Source organism: Marinobacter albus, assembly GCF_030238305.1.
In the GTDB taxonomy this organism is placed as follows: Bacteria; Pseudomonadota; Gammaproteobacteria; order Pseudomonadales; family Oleiphilaceae; genus Marinobacter; species Marinobacter albus.
In genome coordinates this window covers 234,108-250,948 of record NZ_JASSQD010000003.1, presented here as the reverse complement: position 1 = coordinate 250,948, position 16,841 = coordinate 234,108, and the positions used below count along the sequence as shown (strand labels likewise).

The 16,841-nt window shown below is 59.2% G+C and carries 15 protein-coding genes and 1 pseudogene; 3 read left to right on the top strand and 13 right to left on the bottom strand.

From position 1 onward, the window contains the following. Positions 1-69 precede the first annotated feature (69 nt). The 3 genes from QQF73_RS15975 to QQF73_RS15965 all read right to left on the bottom strand — a co-directional run bounded on the left by QQF73_RS15975 (position 70) and on the right by QQF73_RS15965 (position 1,948). Positions 70-594, bottom strand: coding sequence for a hypothetical protein (locus QQF73_RS15975; RefSeq protein ID WP_285368815.1), 525 nt, complete (start codon positions 592-594; stop codon positions 70-72). Then, positions 594-941 carry a hypothetical protein gene (locus QQF73_RS15970; RefSeq protein ID WP_285368814.1) on the bottom strand — a complete coding sequence of 116 codons (348 nt, stop codon included), beginning with the start codon at positions 939-941 and terminating at the stop codon, positions 594-596. Before QQF73_RS15970 ends, QQF73_RS15975 begins: the two co-directional genes overlap by 1 nt. Positions 942-1,066: 125 nt before the next feature. Continuing rightward, positions 1,067-1,948, bottom strand: coding sequence for a DUF6414 family protein (locus tag QQF73_RS15965; RefSeq protein WP_285368813.1), 882 nt, complete (start codon positions 1,946-1,948; stop codon positions 1,067-1,069). 561 nt (positions 1,949-2,509) lie between these two features. Between QQF73_RS15965 and QQF73_RS15960 the strand changes: the two genes are divergently transcribed. The 3 genes from QQF73_RS15960 to QQF73_RS15950 are packed head-to-tail and all read left to right on the top strand — an operon-like array spanning position 2,510 to position 4,506. Then, on the top strand, positions 2,510-3,070 hold the full coding sequence (locus QQF73_RS15960) for a LemA family protein (protein ID WP_285369024.1): 561 nt from the start codon (positions 2,510-2,512) through the stop codon (positions 3,068-3,070). Continuing rightward, the gene (locus QQF73_RS15955) at positions 3,070-3,828 is read left to right on the top strand and encodes a TPM domain-containing protein (protein ID WP_285368811.1); all 759 of its coding nucleotides are present in this window, start codon (positions 3,070-3,072) and stop codon (positions 3,826-3,828) included. The genes QQF73_RS15960 and QQF73_RS15955 overlap by 1 nt, the downstream gene beginning before the upstream one ends. Positions 3,829-3,888: 60 nt before the next feature. Next, complete coding sequence (locus tag QQF73_RS15950) at positions 3,889-4,506, top strand: TPM domain-containing protein (protein WP_285368809.1); 618 nt, start codon at positions 3,889-3,891, stop codon at positions 4,504-4,506. A 1-nt stretch (position 4,507) separates the two neighbouring features. Here the strand turns inward: QQF73_RS15950 and QQF73_RS15945 are convergent, their stop codons facing one another. From QQF73_RS15945 to QQF73_RS15905, 10 genes and pseudogenes are all read right to left on the bottom strand, one after another. Continuing rightward, a complete protein-coding gene (locus tag QQF73_RS15945) occupies positions 4,508-6,403 on the bottom strand; it encodes a DUF3604 domain-containing protein (RefSeq protein ID WP_285368807.1) in 1,896 nt (631 codons plus the stop codon). 181 nt (positions 6,404-6,584) lie between these two features. Then, a pseudogene (locus QQF73_RS19285) lies at positions 6,585-6,665 on the bottom strand (AMP-binding protein); the annotation flags it as partial. Between the two features lie 24 nt (positions 6,666-6,689). Continuing rightward, complete coding sequence (locus QQF73_RS15940) at positions 6,690-8,684, bottom strand: hypothetical protein (protein ID WP_219868333.1); 1,995 nt, start codon at positions 8,682-8,684, stop codon at positions 6,690-6,692. 138 nt (positions 8,685-8,822) lie between these two features. Then, the gene (locus QQF73_RS15935; protein ID WP_285368806.1) at positions 8,823-8,969 is read right to left on the bottom strand and encodes a hypothetical protein; all 147 of its coding nucleotides are present in this window, start codon (positions 8,967-8,969) and stop codon (positions 8,823-8,825) included. Between the two features lie 158 nt (positions 8,970-9,127). Next, the gene (locus QQF73_RS15930; RefSeq protein WP_285369022.1) at positions 9,128-10,810 is read right to left on the bottom strand and encodes an AMP-binding protein; all 1,683 of its coding nucleotides are present in this window, start codon (positions 10,808-10,810) and stop codon (positions 9,128-9,130) included. Positions 10,811-10,867: 57 nt separating this feature from the next. Further along, positions 10,868-11,446, bottom strand: coding sequence for a peroxidase-related enzyme (locus QQF73_RS15925; protein ID WP_219868331.1), 579 nt, complete (start codon positions 11,444-11,446; stop codon positions 10,868-10,870). 17 nt (positions 11,447-11,463) lie between these two features. Then, a complete protein-coding gene (locus tag QQF73_RS15920; RefSeq protein WP_285368804.1) occupies positions 11,464-12,369 on the bottom strand; it encodes a hydroxymethylglutaryl-CoA lyase in 906 nt (301 codons plus the stop codon). Then, positions 12,369-14,363 (bottom strand): acetyl/propionyl/methylcrotonyl-CoA carboxylase subunit alpha, encoded by a 1,995-nt coding sequence (locus QQF73_RS15915; RefSeq protein WP_285368802.1) that lies wholly within the window; start codon positions 14,361-14,363, stop codon positions 12,369-12,371. The genes QQF73_RS15920 and QQF73_RS15915 overlap by 1 nt, the downstream gene beginning before the upstream one ends. 1 nt (position 14,364) lies before the next feature. Continuing rightward, complete coding sequence (locus QQF73_RS15910) at positions 14,365-15,171, bottom strand: enoyl-CoA hydratase-related protein (RefSeq protein WP_219868328.1); 807 nt, start codon at positions 15,169-15,171, stop codon at positions 14,365-14,367. A 15-nt stretch (positions 15,172-15,186) separates the two neighbouring features. After that, positions 15,187-16,794, bottom strand: coding sequence for a carboxyl transferase domain-containing protein (locus QQF73_RS15905; protein ID WP_219868327.1), 1,608 nt, complete (start codon positions 16,792-16,794; stop codon positions 15,187-15,189). Positions 16,795-16,841 lie beyond the last annotated feature (47 nt).

Below are 16,841 nucleotides of genomic sequence, written 5' to 3'. Positions count from 1 at the left end.
ACGCGCAGCTTTGTAGTGGAGGCGATAGCCGCAACGAAAAAGCTGTCGCTGTGACTTTTATTGTTAGAGCTATTTCTCGTGTCGATGCCATTCTCTATACACTTTCCAGATAGCTTCAAAATTAGAAGTGGCTTCAGGGTGCATCAATCGCTCAAAAGAAGTTCTCTTGGGGTCGCAAATATTCTTCACTTCATTAATATAGGCTTTCTTAAACCTTTCTTTATCTGTTTTGTTGTCGAGATACTTTCCGCAAGCATCCTCGTAGCTGTTTAAATAGCTTTCAGTAGATGATCTCCAAGTGCTTTCAAGAAACTCCAAATGAGGAAGCTCCTCCTCACTCAAATCATCTTTCTTTCGCCCCTTAAGAAAATCCTGAATCTTGAATCCACAGTCTTCCATGCGATTTCGAGCGTTCATAATCTGCTCCCGCAAAGATGTTTCAGTTTGACCGATCGCAATATTGTTAGCTTTATTCGCATTGCGCAGAGATTCTTGACTTGCACTAGAAGCTTTTGACGAAAAATAGATCGTGACAGCCATACTAACTAATGCAATGCCAGCACTACCGAGCGCTATGTAGTCACCCGCATCCATTATTTCTTGCCGCCCAAGACATTTTCTATTTCATCGGCAAGGTCAGACAAATCGTCGTTGCTGGCAGACTCGACAATGTTATAGCCTTTCTGGATTTTTCTCGGTAAACCGAGCTCTTCATCGATTTGCTCGATTATCTTCCGCTTATCATCATCGCTCAGCGGATTCTTGCTCTGCGTGTAGATCAAGTCATCAATTTCACGCTTAATACTTTTTGCTTCTTGCAGGGTTCTTGAGTGCCGGAGGTCTTGAGGAGATATTCTCGAACGACTGGTGAAGCCATCAGAAGCAAGAGCTTCCCTAATCCGTTTGGCATAGTCTCTTGCTAGTTCTTGAAATGTTGCCATTTAAAACTCCTTTCTTTGATTATTCTGATGTTGCTCTAACGCTGCCAGCATGCGCGCCTTTGTAGTGGAGGCGAAGCCGCAACGAAAAGGCGTCGCCGTGCCTGGCTTGGTTATATGGGCCACGACTAGGCATAGATGGCGATAGGCAGAACTTGAATTGCCGGGCCTTCGACCTCCATTTTAAGTTCCGGGAGATCGAATCCCTGTGTGCTTCCCAGCGTGGCGAATTGCTGAAATACCTGACCCAAAATATGGCTCGGCATTCGACTCAGCGCTGTTTTTCTAATCAAATTAATAGATTCTGAGTCGTCTTCGATGCTCCTGACAACTTTTCCAACTACTTTAAATTCGCCATCCACAAGGTCAGACATCACGGGATCGTTCAAATAAAGTGATTCAACAGTAATAACTGCCCTGTGACCAGACGGTAAATCGCTCGCCGTTAAATCTACTGTATTCCCTGATTTCAGCGCTTTAGAAAACTCTTCCATTTGCTTCTTAAGTTGCGCATTTTCATTGGCTTTTCCTTTTCCTCCTTTGCTACCGTTTGATTTTTCACCTTCAAAAAGCACCGCCATTGACATCATTTCAGTCATGGTGTCCATGATTTCGATGATCGGGTTTCGTTTGAGCTTTACCGTGAACTCTACAATCTGGCCGGCTTTTACTTGGCCCCCTTCATCGACCTGCTGCAGCAGCTTCTTCTCAACAAGGGTCGTTCTCAACTGATAAAACAGCGACGCCGGTGTATGTACCCGTTCCTCTTGTACAGAGTTATGAGTAGATGCCTTGTCTGATGCTTCCATTTCCGCCTTCAGGCCGATTTTGAATAGCGATGAAAGGGCTTCACTCAATCCCAGGGAAGCCGAGGCACTGCCCCTTGAGCCGGACTCTCCGGCCTCTTGCTTTGATACAGCAGTCACTGTGGATATACCGCCCTGTAACATTGCAAGGAGGTCAAAAACCATTCTTTGATTAAGGTAAACCGGTACTATTAGATCACTCATGCTCAATTTCCATATAACAGCTCATTATGCGAACGCGTTCGTATATCACCCGCTCTTAAAACTCCGCCCAGTTTTCCCAAGTTGGAGCCTGACTCTTCTTTAAAAATAGTACCTTGAGCACCAGATTCCATGGCTACCGCCGGAGTTATACGCCCGCTCCTGAGCCACTCCTGCTCCCAGCCATGGGCGTATAAGTCCAATCCTCGAACTCCAACTTTCCAACCCTATCAGATAGTTACCTTCATTTCTCATGCGTTTTTTGGGAGTTTTGCGAACGCGTTCGTATAACTCCGGGCTTACCAACAGGCTGCGGGGGTGTGGCCCGGCACCGGGCCTTCGAATTTTTCGGTCAGGAGTTGCCCTGTTCCATAAAGGATGTGGGGCCGGAATACCCTGGCCACCTTGAAAACACTGGCTTTGTCCCCACTTAGAGGGTAGTTCGATGCCTCGGCCTGAGGGTCAGGCATCATCCTTTTTCATGCATTCACCACCGGGAAAAGCACTATGGGAATCGTTTATAAACCCTTTCAACAGCGGGCTGTCTGGAAGCTGGCACCGCTGATGGCACTGGTTCTGTTACTGAGTGGCTGTGGGATCAACAACATTCCCACTTACGATGAGAAAGTCACCGCTGCCTGGTCCCAGGTGGAAAACCAGTACCAGCGCCGGGCCGATCTGATTCCCAACCTGGTGGAAACCGTCAAGGGCTTCGCGGCCCAGGAGCAGGAAACCCTGACCGCGGTGATTGAGGCGCGCTCCAAGGCCACCTCCATTCAGGTGGACGAAAGCATTCTCGACAACCCCAAGAAGCTTCAGCAGTTCCAGCAGGCCCAGGGTGAGCTTAGCAGCGCCCTGAGCCGGCTGATGGCGGTGTCGGAACGGTATCCGGACCTGAAGTCGAACCAGAACTTCCTGGCCTTGCAGTCTCAGCTTGAAGGCACGGAGAACCGTATTGCCGTCGCGCGCCGGGATTTCATTCAGGCGGTGGAGCGCTACAACACCGAACTGCGCACCTTCCCGGGCAAGATCTGGCATAGCATCCTGTACAGCGATCTGAAGCCTCGCGCCAACTTTGAAGCCACTACGGAAAATGCGGATGAAGCGCCCGCGGTGGAATTCTGATGGTTGCTCAGTTCCACAAAAGCATGCTGTTGGTGTTACTGGTCTTGCTGCCGGCCACCGTCTGGGCCCAGTCCACGCCGGAATTTCCCGAGCTGACTGGCCGGGTGGTGGACCGCGCGGAGATGCTGTCTCCTGAGGTGGAAACGCGCCTGAGCCAGATGCTCCAGGCCCACGAGCAGGCCAGCACCGAACAGGTTGTGGTGGTTACCTTGCCGGACCTTCAGGGGTTTCCGATTGAGGATTTCGGCTACCAGCTGGGCAGGCACTGGGGTATCGGTCAGGAGGGCGAGGATAACGGCGCCCTGCTGATCGTGGCGAAGGAAGAACGCAAAATCCGCATTGAGGTGGGCTATGGCCTTGAAGGCCGGCTCACGGATGCTGACTCCTCCGTGATCATCAATCGCATTATTACCCCGGCGTTCCGTCAGGGGGATTTTCAGGCCGGTATTGTTAACGGCGCCGCGGCCATGATCCAGGTGCTCGGTGGCGAGCCCATGGCAGTTGCCCAGGGCCAGCAGACCGGTGCCGTCCAGGAAAAGCCCAAAGCCGGCATGGTGGCGCTGGTCTTCTTCATCATGATGGCCGTGGTGTTCTTTATCGGCAGTCGCGGTGGCCGTGGTGGGCGCGGTGGCGCAGCCCTGTTAGGCGCGGCTCTGCTGGGTGGCGCCATGGGTGGCCGGGGCGGCGGCTTCGGCGGTGGTGGCTTTGGCGGCGGTGGAGGCGGCTTCGGCGGTGGCGGTGCCTCCGGTGGCTGGTAGCTCCGCACCGATAGCCGAGCGCGCTGAACCCCTTCACCCGACAATGAGAATGAAAGAATCATGACACTATTAAGCAAAAGCGATCAGGAAGCCGTTACCGCCGCCATCAACGACGTGGAACGGGAAACCGACGCCGAACTGGTCACCGTACTGACGGCCCAGTCCGATAACTACAGCTATATTCCACTGCTCTGGGCCGGCATCCTGGCGTTGCTGGTGCCGGGCATTGCCAATTACTTCGGCAACTGGTTCGGTGCCGACATGCTGATGCTGGTGCAGTGGGGTACGTTCATCCTGCTCAGCCTGCTGTTCCGGGTGCAAGGCATCAACACCCGCCTGATTCCCCAGCAGGTGCGTTACTGGCGGGCCTCCAACCTCGCGCGGCGGCAGTTCCTGGAGCGGAACCTGCACCATACCGAAGGCTCCACCGGCATGCTGATCTTCGTCTCGGAAGCGGAACGCTATGTGGAGATTCTGGTGGATCAGGGCATTGCCGATGTGCTGGACAACTCGGTGTGGGAAGGCATCGTCGCGGACTTCACCGCAAAGGTGCATCAGGGCCAGACCCGGCAGGGGTTTCTTGACTGCATTGCCGCCTGTGGCAAATTGCTGAAAGAGCATGTGCCCGCCACCCACGAGCGCAATGAACTGCCCGATCACCTGGTGATTCTGTCCTGATCTACGGCGTGTACCAGATCGGCGAAGTATAGGCGCGCTCCTGGGACTCGCGCAGAGCCTCGTCGGGCGCATCGCGCTTGCCGAAGACAGCCTCGTCATAGGCGATCCATGTGGGCGTAGGAATTTCCAGCACCCGAACGTAGTAGAAGGCTCGCTCAGCCGGGTCGAAGTCAGGATCCTCCCAGAAGGCGCCGAGTACTGCATCCCCGATCGTGTTGGTATAGCCAGCGCCTTTGACCGTGCTGCCGACCGGCGTCGTCGCCCGGCCTTCCGGGCCGATCTCGCGGCCGTCAGACACTGCTATGTCATAGATGCGTTCCTGCAGCTCGCCGTCGGCATCGAGCCAGCCTTTGACGATCTGAACCCGGTCGAGGTTCGCGCCATCGGGATCCCGCAGCGCACGCACCATGAAGCGTGGGCCGCCGGCGCCATCCGGCACTGTCGCAAGGTCGCCGCCCATCGGCACGCCGCGCTCATAGCCCTGGCGGGCAAAGTCGGGGCGGTGCACCTCATCCGGTTTGAAGTCCCAGCCGGCGAATACGCGAACCAGCATCCGCCCACCTGTTGTTGCGTAGACTTCCTTGCGTGCCATCGCGTCCCAGATCGCCTCGCGCGTATTTTCCCGTGCCCAGACGGCGGCGAGACCGGAGGCGAGCGACTCCCAGTGATAGACGTCGAGGCTGCCGTCTCCGCTCTCGCGCAGGTCCTGGGTGACGAGGTCTGTGTAGCGCGCCTCGGTCGCCGGTTCGGCACCGGAGAACTTGCCAAAGAAATTCTCTTCCCGGGTTGTTGAAAGCGAGGTGTGGCTGTCCGTCGAGCCGATCATGCCGAACTTGAATGGATTGGCTCCGATTGCCTCTTCCTGTTCCAGTCCCAGCTTGAGCGCGCTTCGGGCGTATTCGTGTGGCAGCATCTCGGGCTCCTTCGGATTTAACCCGAAATCCCCCTTGTCCCATTGGTAATAGTCTGCGAACTCGTCGTTGGGCGAGAGCAAGGGATGAGCCTCGCCGTCGCCCTTCATCTGCGTGACCTCGTAGATCGGTTCCCACCGCATCCGGCGCTCAGCGTACTCCGCATCCACAGGTTCACCGTTAATTCGTTCGACGGCAAACATGAGTCCCTGACTCAGGTTGCCGTTATGTGGGATGGCGAGTGCGCTGCCTCCCGTCTCTTGCTCGTACATTGCGAGGTAATTCCAGAGATCCTCGGGGTCCGTTGTGTCGAAGATGCTGAGCGGCACGACCTGACGCGCTGCCTCAGCATCGTCACGGAAAATCACCACCCTGTGGAGGTTTCGAAGGTCGGGCGTGGAAGTCCATTCAAACCCGTGAAACGCCGTGAAGACACCTGGCTGGTTGTGCTGGTCGACCGCGTCGATGATCCGGTTCCACATATTTGCCTGAAGCTTCGGGTTTGGCATCGAGTCCTTCAGGGTTGCCCCGGATTGCTTCCAGATCTGGTATGCCTCCCAGCCCTTTCCGGCCTTCACCAGGTCATGATATTCCCTGCCTTGCGGATCGCGCAGTAGCTCGGGATTCGACTCCTCGATCATCGGCGCGAGGCCGAGGTTTTCGGCGTGGTCGGCGACGACAAGGAAATCGAGTGGCCGGATCAGCCGAGCCGGAAGACCCGTTGACGAGATAACCTGTTCGCCCTTGGCAAAACGAAGGGCCTCGTTGGGCCCGAGCCGGTTGCCAACCATCCCCGCATCGGTCGAATAGCTGGTGTGGAGATGCGTGTCGCCGAAGAACACCCGGTTGGGGTAGCGCTGATAGAGATAGGGCGAGTACTTCTGCCCGCCGATGTCGATGTCTTCTTCATTGACGGCGATATCCTGAGCGAAGGCCGGTATCGAGAGGAGTGTTACGAGGGCAGCGGCGAGCGTGAACAAGCGCATTTCGGATTCCTTTCCGGTAGCAGAGATTGCTTTGAGTCTTGCACTCGGAACCGCTACGGTCAAAGTATTTGTCCAGCCTTCAAGAGTTCTTTGGCAGGTGGAGAGTTGACGCACTTTCCAGAAACGAAAAACCCCGGCAAGTTGCCGGGGTTTGTTGGTTTCCTCGAGGAAAGGGCAGGGCTTATTTCTTCAGCCCCATCTCCTCAATCGAAATCTCCCGCATCTTGAACTTCTGGATCTTCCCGGTGACGGTCATCGGGAATTAAGGCCGGGAAAGTGGCCTCGGTTAATTTCCTGAGCGGGTTGACGTGTCTGGGGGTGCCGCCCAGCTAGTGTGGCCGAGTTCCATGACCCGGGCGACTTCCTCATCCGGTACTTCATTCACGTCACCGAGTTCCAGCGTGTCGTAATGGAACGCGTACAGTCGCGAGGCAAACTCGGCAATGGGTAAGGAGGCTTCCCCCCGGAATTCGCCGTGGTCGCGGGTGGAACAGGTAATGCCCTGCCCCCAGTCCTGGCCACTGTCATTGTTGGGATTAAAAAAGTAGACCCGAGTCTCGTTTTCGGGGCTGAGCCCGACCCTGAGGATGTTGATGGCGTGGCGGCCGACAAAACGGGCGGCGCTGTCGGTGACGGCGATGCCAGCGGGCTGCGCATGTATGACGGGCATCTGGCCATTGTAGAACGGGTGGTAGCTGGCGTAAAAATGGCGAACGAAGCCGTCGTAGTCGTGTACCTCTCCGGTATGAATGTCGGCCACCACCCGAAAGCCGTGGCTGACCCACCACCCGTAAAATTCCGGATTTATCCAGCGGTGGGCGTCATCATCCCGGCCCTGGCAGCGCCGCCACATCTCACCATAGATCCGGTCCAGGTGCGGAATCAGAATCAGTGATACCGGATCCACATCCACCGGTGCCTCCTTGACCAATCCCGGTTCCAGATTCCTGGACGAGACTTCTGCACCCTCGAAGCGCCCCAGAACCTCGTTATCCCGGGCGGCCCAGGCCAGAACCTGAAGCAAGTAGTCGGCCTCGTTCGCAGCCCACATCGACAGACCAATGGCCGACTGACAGCTGGGGTTATTGCCCTGGCCGACACCCAGCGGCTGGCCCAGGAGGTTGAGAACGCCGGCCAGCAGGAACACCTTGGCTGGCTGGGCATTTCCAAACGTGCCTTCGAGCGCCGATGTCGTCTCTTCCGACAGCTCAAGTTTGATATGACGCCACAGTGCCTGTGCAACCGACGGAGTGAACAGCGAACCCCGCTCCAGCATCATGGTAAGCCCGAAAACGGCCTGGCAGCTTTCCGGGTAGATGGCCTCGTCGATCAGGGCGTGGACCAGCTCGGTATAGCAGTAAAGGTCGTCCAATCCCGTCATGGTGAGCCCAAGCGTGGTTGGGATCAGGTCGTCCTTGCCAGTTTTGCGCAGGAACCTCAGCATAACCGCGTGGTAGGGCGAGGCAAGACCGGTGTCATGCATGCTCCGGGCGAAATGAGTCGCCTCGGATTTGAGGCCGGCATCGTCCATCTGAGCCAGCCGTTGGCCATACAGCTCCAAGCCCGGGTCTTCGATGCTGCCTGGGGTGGGCGCGAACAACGAGTGCACAAGGCGGGCGGCGTCGGCGTTGTCTATGGTTACCGTTTCCGGGTCATAGAGGCACTTTGCAATCTGGCCAATCATCTCGCAGATGCTGTCTACCTGGACCGGCCCCTGATCCAGTAATCGCCAGACTTCTGCAACCAGGCTGTCGAGCAGGCTTTCGTAACCCAGATGAGAAATCAGGTACTGGTACAGCTGGTGTACGATGACACCGAGTTGCTTGGGGCGTTCCCGGTCTGCTTCCGTCAGTTGACCGGACAGCAAGTCCAGGTTCAGCGCCATCACCTGGGTCAGGAAGTGCCTGGCCTGTTCCGCGGAAATGCCCGGATGGAAGTAATCCCCGCGAGTGACCGCAAGCATCCGGAGCTCGCTGATGGCTTCAACCACCGTTGTCACGGCGCCGGCTTCGCGCAGCGAGCGCTTCGCCAGTGCCGGCTGCAGAATCGCCGGCTTTGACCAATCACTGGTGCCGAATATACCGGCGGATTCCAGCCCGCGAACTCGTCTGTACAAGGCGTCAAATCCATCCGGCAGTGTCATCAGCATCCGGGCCCGCTCAAGCAGGGCGAGGCTGGATGACTGGGGATCTGAGCGACGGGCGCGGGCGAAATCGGCCAGCGCCGCATCAAACTGCATCACGGCTGGCCCAAGTTCAGGGTCGGCGTATTGGTGCTCCATAGCTTTTACTCCCTGTTTGCCCCGGATGGTCCGGCTACTGATTCGACCTTCGATTTGACTGTAGCCCTCTTGGCCCTGTGTGGCCAGACGTTACCCGCCTTCACGAAAGCGCCGAATAAAGGCTTCGGACTCCGCGATTTACTGCTCCATATTGCGGATCAGCTCATCCATGTCCTGGCGGATACCCACCAGCTCGTTCTCCAGCGAGCCGATCGCCTGGGCGGACAGGGTTGGGCATGAAGTAGACTCCGGTAGCGGTGGGTGCGGTTCCCGAGAGTGAAGCATGGCGACGGGGTGCTGACAGGCTGTCGTTTGATTCCGGGGTATTGTCCTGGGTGATGCCTCGTCTTGTACGATAATGTTTGTCGAGTGCGTCGCGTACACAAAGAACAAACCCCGGCAAGTTGCCGGGGTTTGAGGGTTTCACGAGGAAAGGGCAGGGCTTACTTCTTCAGCCCCATCTCCTCAATCGAGATCTCCCGCATCTTGAACTTCTGGATTTTCCCGGTGACGGTCATCGGGAATTCATCCACGAACTTGTAGTTCTTCGGGATCTTGAAGTGGGCGATCTGGCCTTGGCAGAAGGCGATAAGATCGTCGGCATCGACCGGATCGGCGTCCGGACGCAGTTTCACCCAGGCGATCAGTTCCTCGCCGTACTTCTCATCGGGAATGCCGGTGACCTGGACTTCTTCGATGGAGGGGTGGGTGTACAGGAACTCTTCGATCTCTTTCGGGTAGATGTTCTCACCGCCCCGGATCACCATGTCCTTGATGCGGCCAACGATCTGGATGTAGCCGTCCTCGTCCATGGTGGCCAGGTCGCCGGTGTGCATCCAGCCGGCGTCGTCGATGGCCTCACGGGTTTTCTCTTCGTTGTTCCAGTACTTCAGCATCACGCTGTAGCCCCGGGTGCAGAGTTCGCCGATCTCGCCGCGTGGCACTACATTTCCGGAACCCGGCTCGACGATCTTGGTTTCCAGGTGCGGCTGGGTGCGGCCCACGGTGGTGACCTGTTTCTCGAACGGGTCGAGGGAGCTGGTCTGGGTGGACACCGGGCTGGTCTCGGTCATGCCGTAGGCGATCTGGACCTCTTTCATGTTCATCTTGCCGTTAACCTGCTTCATCACCTCGGCCGGGCAGATGGAGCCGGCCATGATGCCGGTGCGCAGGGTCGAGAGGTCGTAGGTTTCGAATTCCGGGTCCGACAGTTCGGCAATGAACATGGTGGGTACGCCATACAGCGCCGTCGCCTTCTCCTGGTGAACCGCCTTCAGCACAGACTTGGGCTCAAACCCTTCATCCGGATAGATCATGGTGGAGCCGTGGGTGATGCAGCCCAGGTTGCCCATCACCATGCCGAAGCAGTGGTACAGCGGCACCGGAATCACCAGGCGATCTTTCTCGGTGAAAAGCTGGCTCTCGGCCACAAAATACCCGTTGTTCAGGATGTTGTGGTGGGTGAGGGTGGCGCCCTTGGGGTTGCCGGTAGTGCCTGAGGTGAACTGGATGTTGATTGGGTCATCGAACTGCAGTTTGGCCTGAATCTTGTCCAGTTCGTCCTGGCTGACGTCGCTGCCGAATTTGACGAACTCGTTCCAGGTCCACATGCCGTCGTGTTTTTCGGTATCCAGGTTGATCACCGCACGCAGGTCCTGCAGACGCCGGGCCTTGAGCTCGCCGGGCTGGCTGGCTTTCAGTTCCGGCGCCAGGTCGTAGAGGGTCTTGCGGTAATCAGACGCCTTGAAGCTGTCCGCGGTCACCAGCACGCTGATGCCCGCCAGATTCATGGCGTATTCGAGTTCGTGCATGCCGTAGGCCGGGTTGATGTTCACCAGGATGGCGCCGACTTTGGCGGTGGCGAACTGGGTCACCGTCCACTCATAGCGGTTCGGGGACCAGATGCCGACCCGGTCGCCACGCTTCACGCCAATGGCCATGAAGGCACGGGCAGCTTCGTTCACTTTCTCGACGAATTCCTTGTACGTCCAGCGAATGTCCTGGTGCAGACACACCAGGGCTTCGGTGTCCGGGTACTTCTCGGCGGTGCGGTCCAGCATCTCGCCGATGGTCATGCCCAGCAGCGGTGTCTCTGAAGTGCCGCTGGTGTAGCTTGGAAGAGTCATGCTCATTGTCTCTGCCTCCATTGTTTTTGTAGTCGAGGGCAAGCAGGGCTAACCCCGCTAGCGACTCTGGCTGTGATATTCAGGGTTTGGTTGCATATCGCTGGCAATCGCGACGCGATTGGACATGTTGTAGAACCCGACCAGGTTGCTCAGGTCCCAGATCGCGCGGTCACTGAGACCGGCGTCGCGCAGGGCCTGGATGTCCTCTTCCGTGACCGTTGCCGGTGAGCGGGTGAGGTGGGATGCGAAATCCAGCATCGCGCGCTGGCGCTTGTCCAGTTTGGCGCTGCGGTAGTTCATCACCATGTGCTCGCCCAGCGTTGGATCGCCGCTGAGTACCCGCACGGCGGCACCGTGCGCCACCAGGCAGTAGAAGCACTTGTTCTCGGACGAGACCACCACGGCGACCATTTCCCGCTCCAGCTTGCTGAGCTCGCCTTCGCCCAGCATCAGCTCGTTGTACAGGCGGGTGAAGCCTTCGAGTTGTTTCAGGTTCTGGCTGTAAGCCGTGAGCACGTTCGGGATCATGCCCAGCTTTTCCTGACAGATCTGGAAGTACTTCTTGGTATCTTCCGGCATGTCGGAAATCCCGGGGATCGGAAGATCCAGGGCAACGACGTTCTTGTTCTGGTTCATGTCGAATCCTTTTCGTTTCAGCAGTTGCCGCCGAGGGCCTGGCCCACTTTGGAGCCGTTGTGACGTTTGAGCTGGCCGCTGATCCAGTCGCCGGTGGCGACGAGCCGGTTCAGGTCCACGCCGGTGTCGATGCCGAGGCCGTTAAGCAGGTATAGCACGTCTTCCGTGGCAACGTTGCCGGAGGCGCCTTTGGCGTACGGGCAACCCCCGAGGCCGGCGACCGAGGCGTCGATCACCGCGACACCTTCCTCCAGTACCGCGTAGAGGTTGGCCAGGGCCTGGCCGTAGGTGTCGTGGAAGTGGGCGGCCAGGCGTTCAACCGGAACGTGCTTGGCGACCGCCTCCAGCATGCGCTTGGCTTTCAGCGGCGTACCCACGCCGATGGTGTCGCCCAGGGAGATCTCGTAGCAGCCCATGTCGGCCAGGTCTTTGGCGACTTTGGCCACCTGTTCCGGGGCGATGTCGCCCTCGTAGGGGCAGCCCAGAACCGTCGAGACATACCCCCGCACGGGAATGTTGTGCTTGTTCGCCGCTTCCATCACCGGCAGGAAGCGCTCAAGGCTTTCGGCGATGGAGCAGTTGATGTTCTTCTGGCTGAACGACTCGGAGGCGGCGCCGAACACCGCGACTTCGTCCACCCCGGCTTCCAGGGCATTCTCAAAGCCCCGGAGGTTCGGCGTCAGCACCGAATAGCGTACGCCGGCCTTGCGGTTGATGCCGGCCATGACCTTGGCGGCGTCGCCCATCTGGGGCACCCACTTGGGTGACACGAAGCTGGCGGACTCGATGTGGGGCAGGCCGCAGTCGGCCAGCCGGTCGATCAGTCCGGTCTTGATGCGGGTCGCGATGACCGGGCCCGGCTCGTTCTGCAGCCCGTCCCGCGGGCTCATCTCGACCAGGCGAACCTGCTTGGGAAAGGCCATTACTCTGCCTCCTCTTCGCTCACCTCGATGGCGATCAGCTCGGCACCTTCGGAGACCTGGTCACCTTCGCCGAAGAAGATCTCGCTCACCACGCCGTCGGCCGGGGCCTTGATGGCGTGTTCCATCTTCATGGCTTCCATGATCACCAGGGTCTGGCCGGCGATGACCTTGTCACCCACCTTGGCCTGCACCGCGACGATGGCGCCGTTCATTGGCGCTTCCAGGCTGCCTTCGCCGGACATGTCCTCGAAACCGTAGGTCTCGCGGTAGACGCTGCACTGGAAGGTGTCGCCTTCGTAGAACAGCACCAGCTGGTCTTTGTACAGGTTGCCGTGCACGCTGATCCGGTGGCCGTTGATCACGGCCTGGAGGTAATCGTCGTCCAGCCGGGCGGTCAGGTTGTAGACACTGTCGCCGACGAACACCTGATACCGGTCATCCCGCTCGAGAATCTTGAGGTCGTGAATCTCCTCGCCCACCTGCAGTTGCAGCGGCTGGGCGTATTCCGAGTTCATGCGCCAGCTGTTGCGGCGGCCGAACGGGGACCAGGGATCGGTGGAGGCCGGCTCGCTGGATTTGCGCTCTTCCAGCACAAAGCCGGCGGCCAGAACCAAGGCCTTGTGGGTATCCAGCTTGGATTTCGGGAACAGCAGGTCCCGATGGGTGTCGATAAAGCCGGTGGTCAGGTCCTCCTCCCGGAACGGCTGGGCATCGGCCAGCGCGTGCAGGAAACGGATGTTGGTCTTCACCCCGGCAATGCGGTAGTTCTCCAGCGCCTGCACCATGCGGTTGATGGCCTGGTCCCGGGTCTCGTCCCACACGATCAGCTTGGCGATCATGGGGTCGTAATGGATGCTGATATCGTCACCCTCGGTCACGCCGGTGTCGACGCGCACATGGGCGCTCTCATCGGGGGTGCTCAGGTAACGCAGGTGGCCGGTGGCCGGCAGAAAATCGTGATCCGGATCTTCCGCATAGATACGGGCTTCCAGGGCGTGGCCCCGGGTTTTTACCTCGGACTGGGCCAGCGGCAGTGGCTCGCCCCAGGCAATTTTCAGCTGCCATTCCACCAGGTCCTGGCCGGTGACCATTTCGGTGACCGGGTGCTCCACCTGCAGGCGGGTGTTCATCTCCATGAAGAAGAACGAGCCGTCCACGTCGTACAGGAACTCGACGGTGCCGGCTCCCACGTAGTCGATGGCCTGGGCAGCCCGCACCGCGGCCTCACCCATGGCCTTTCGGGTATCCTCGCTCAGGCCGGGGGCTGGTGCCTCTTCCAGCACCTTCTGGTGGCGGCGTTGCACGGAACAGTCGCGCTCGGCCAGATACACGCCTTTGCCGTCCTGATCGCAGAAGACCTGGATTTCCACATGGCGTGGCTGGGTCAGGTAGCGCTCGATGAGCATGTCCGGGTTGCCAAAGGCATTCTTGGCTTCGCGCTTGGCCGCGGCCAGGGCGTCGTCAAATTCGCCCATGTTCTCGACTACGCGCATGCCTTTGCCGCCGCCACCGGCCACGGCTTTCAGCAGTAGTGGGAAGCCGCATTTCTCCGCTTCGGCGCGCAGGGTTTCCGGCGACTGGTCGTCGCCGTGATAGCCGGGCACCAGCGGCACGCCGGCCTTCTCCATGATCGCTTTGGCGGCGGACTTGGAACCCATGGCCGCGATGGCGGAGGAGGGCGGTCCGATAAAGACCAGGTCGTTGGCCTCGCAGGCCTCGGCAAATCCGGTGTTCTCGGACAGGAAACCGTAGCCCGGGTGGATGGCCTGGGCGCCGCTCTCCTTGGCGATCTCGATGATTTTCTCGGCCCGCAGGTAGCTCTCGGAGCTGGGGGCGGGGCCAATGTGAAACGCCTCGTCGGCCATGGCGACATGGCGGGCGTTGGCGTCGGCGTCGGAATACACCGCAACGCAACGGATGCCCATGCGGTGGGCGGTCTGTATGATCCGGCAGGCGATTTCGCCCCGGTTGGCGATCAGTATTTTGCTGAACATGTCACTTGTTCTCCGGAATCCAGTTGGCGCGGCGCTTGTTCAGGAAGGCACTCAAACCTTCCTGCCCTTCTTCGCCCACGCGAATGTCGGCGATGCGGTGTGCGGTGTCGTCAATCACGGCGTCTTCAATGGGTTTGTGGCTGACCGCGAACACCAGATCCTTGGCAGCTTTCATGGCTTCCGGACCGTTCAGGGCGAGCTGCTCAAGCATCTCGTTGCAACGGGCCTCCATGGCCTCGACATCGTCGCAAACGATGTGCACCAGGCCGTATTCTTCGGCCTGCCGGGCAGTGAACACCTCGGCGGAGATGAAGTACCGGCGGGCCTGGCGTTCGCCAATGGCGCGCACGACATAGGGGCTGATTACAGCCGGGATCAGCCCGAGCTTCACTTCGCTCAGGCAGAAGCTGGATTTCTCGGTGGCGATAACAATGTCGCAGCAGGCGGCAAGGCCCACCGCACCGCCGAAGGCCGCGCCCTGCACCAGGCCGATGACCGGCTTGGAGAGGTGATTCAGCACGTTCATCAGCCGCGCCAGTTCCCGGGAGTCATCGAGATTTTCCTGGCGGGTGTTGTCCGCCATGCGGCGCATCCAGCCAAGGTCCGCGCCGGCGGAGAAGTGCTTGCCTTCGGAGCGAAGGATCACCACCTTGGTGTTCGCGTCGTCGTTGACTTCGGTCAGCGCGTTGATCAGCTGCTGGATGATCACGTCGTCAAAGGCGTTGCGTTTGTCCGGGCGGTTCAGCACCACTTCGGTTATGCCCTCGGCGCGGCGCTTGAGCAGAACCGCATTTTCTTGTTCTGTCATGGCATAGTCTCCCGATTACATGCGGAACACGCCGAAGCGCGTGGGCTTCGCGGGTCGGTTGAGCGTGGCGGACAGGCTCAGGGCAACCACTTCCCGGGTCTGGGCCGGGTCGATTACGCCGTCGTCCCAGAGCCGGGCGCTGGCGTAGTAGGGGTGGCCCTGTTCCTCGTATTTGTCGATCACCGGTTGCTTGAACTCGGCCTCTTCCTCGGCACTCCACTCCTCGCCTTTGCGCTCCATGCCCTCGCGTTTGACCTGGGCCAGCACGCCGGCGGCCTGTTCACCGCCCATCACCGAGATGCGCGCGTTCGGCCACATCCACAGGAAGTCCGGGCTGTAGGCTCGGCCACACATGCCGTAGTTGCCGGCGCCGAAGCTGCCGCCGATCAGTACGGTAATCTTGGGCACGTTGGCGCAGGCCACGGCCATGACCATCTTGGCGCCGTGTTTGGCGATGCCCTCGGCCTCGTACTTCTGGCCGACCATGAAGCCGGTGATGTTCTGCAGGAACAGCAGCGGGATGTTGCGCTGGCAGCACAGTTCGATGAAGTGCGCGCCTTTCTGGGCGGCTTCACTGAACAGGATGCCGTTGTTGGCGATGATCCCGACCGGGTAGCCGTGGATGTGGGCAAAGCCGGTTACCAGGGTCTGGCCGTAATAGCGTTTGAATTCGTCGAACTCGGAACCGTCGACGATGCGGGCGATCACGTCACGCACATCGAACTGTTTGCGCAGGTCGGTGCCGACGATGCCGTAGATCTCTTCGGCGTCGTACAGCGGTGCCCTGGGCTTGCGGATCTCCACATCGGCCGGTTTGCGGCGGTTAAGGTTGGAGATGCTGCGCCGGGCGATTTCCAGGGCGTGGGCGTCGTTTTCCGCGTAGTGGTCGGCAACACCGGAGATTTTGCAGTGCACGTCGGCACCGCCCAGGTCTTCGGCGCTGACCACTTCACCGGTGGCGGCTTTAACCAGCGGCGGGCCGGCCAGGAAGATGGTGCCCTGGTTTCGGACGATGATGGATTCGTCGGCCATGGCCGGCACGTAGGCGCCACCGGCGGTACACAGGCCCATCACCACCGCAATCTGCGGGATGTCGTCGGCGGACATGCGCGCCTGGTTGTAAAAGATGCGGCCGAAGTGGTCGCGGTCCGGGAAGACTTCGTCCTGGCGGGGCAGGTTCGCGCCGCCGGAGTCCACCAGGTAGATGCACGGGAGACGGTTTTCCAGGGCAATTTCCTGGGCCCGCAGGTGCTTTTTCACGGTCAGCGGGTAGTAACTGCCGCCTTTAACGGTAGCGTCGTTGGCGATGATCATGCACTCGGTGCCGGAGACCCGGCCCACGCCGGCGATCAGGCCCGCGGCCGGGACTTCTTCGCCGTAGACGTTGTAGGCGGCAAACTGGCCGATTTCCAGGAAGGGGGAGCCGTCGTCCAGCAGGCGGTTGATCCGCTCTCTGGGCAGCAGCTTGCCACGGGCGATGTGGCGTTCCTGGTAGGAGGGGCCGCCGCCTTGCTGGATGGTGGAAACTTTGTCCCGCAGGTCCGCGACGGCTTGCGCCATGGATTCCTGGTTGGCCTGGAATTCATCAGACCTTGGATTGATTTTGCTCTGGAGTATGGTCATAGGGCATCTAGTCCGTGTGTCAGGCCTGGCAGGGCAGCACTTCGGGA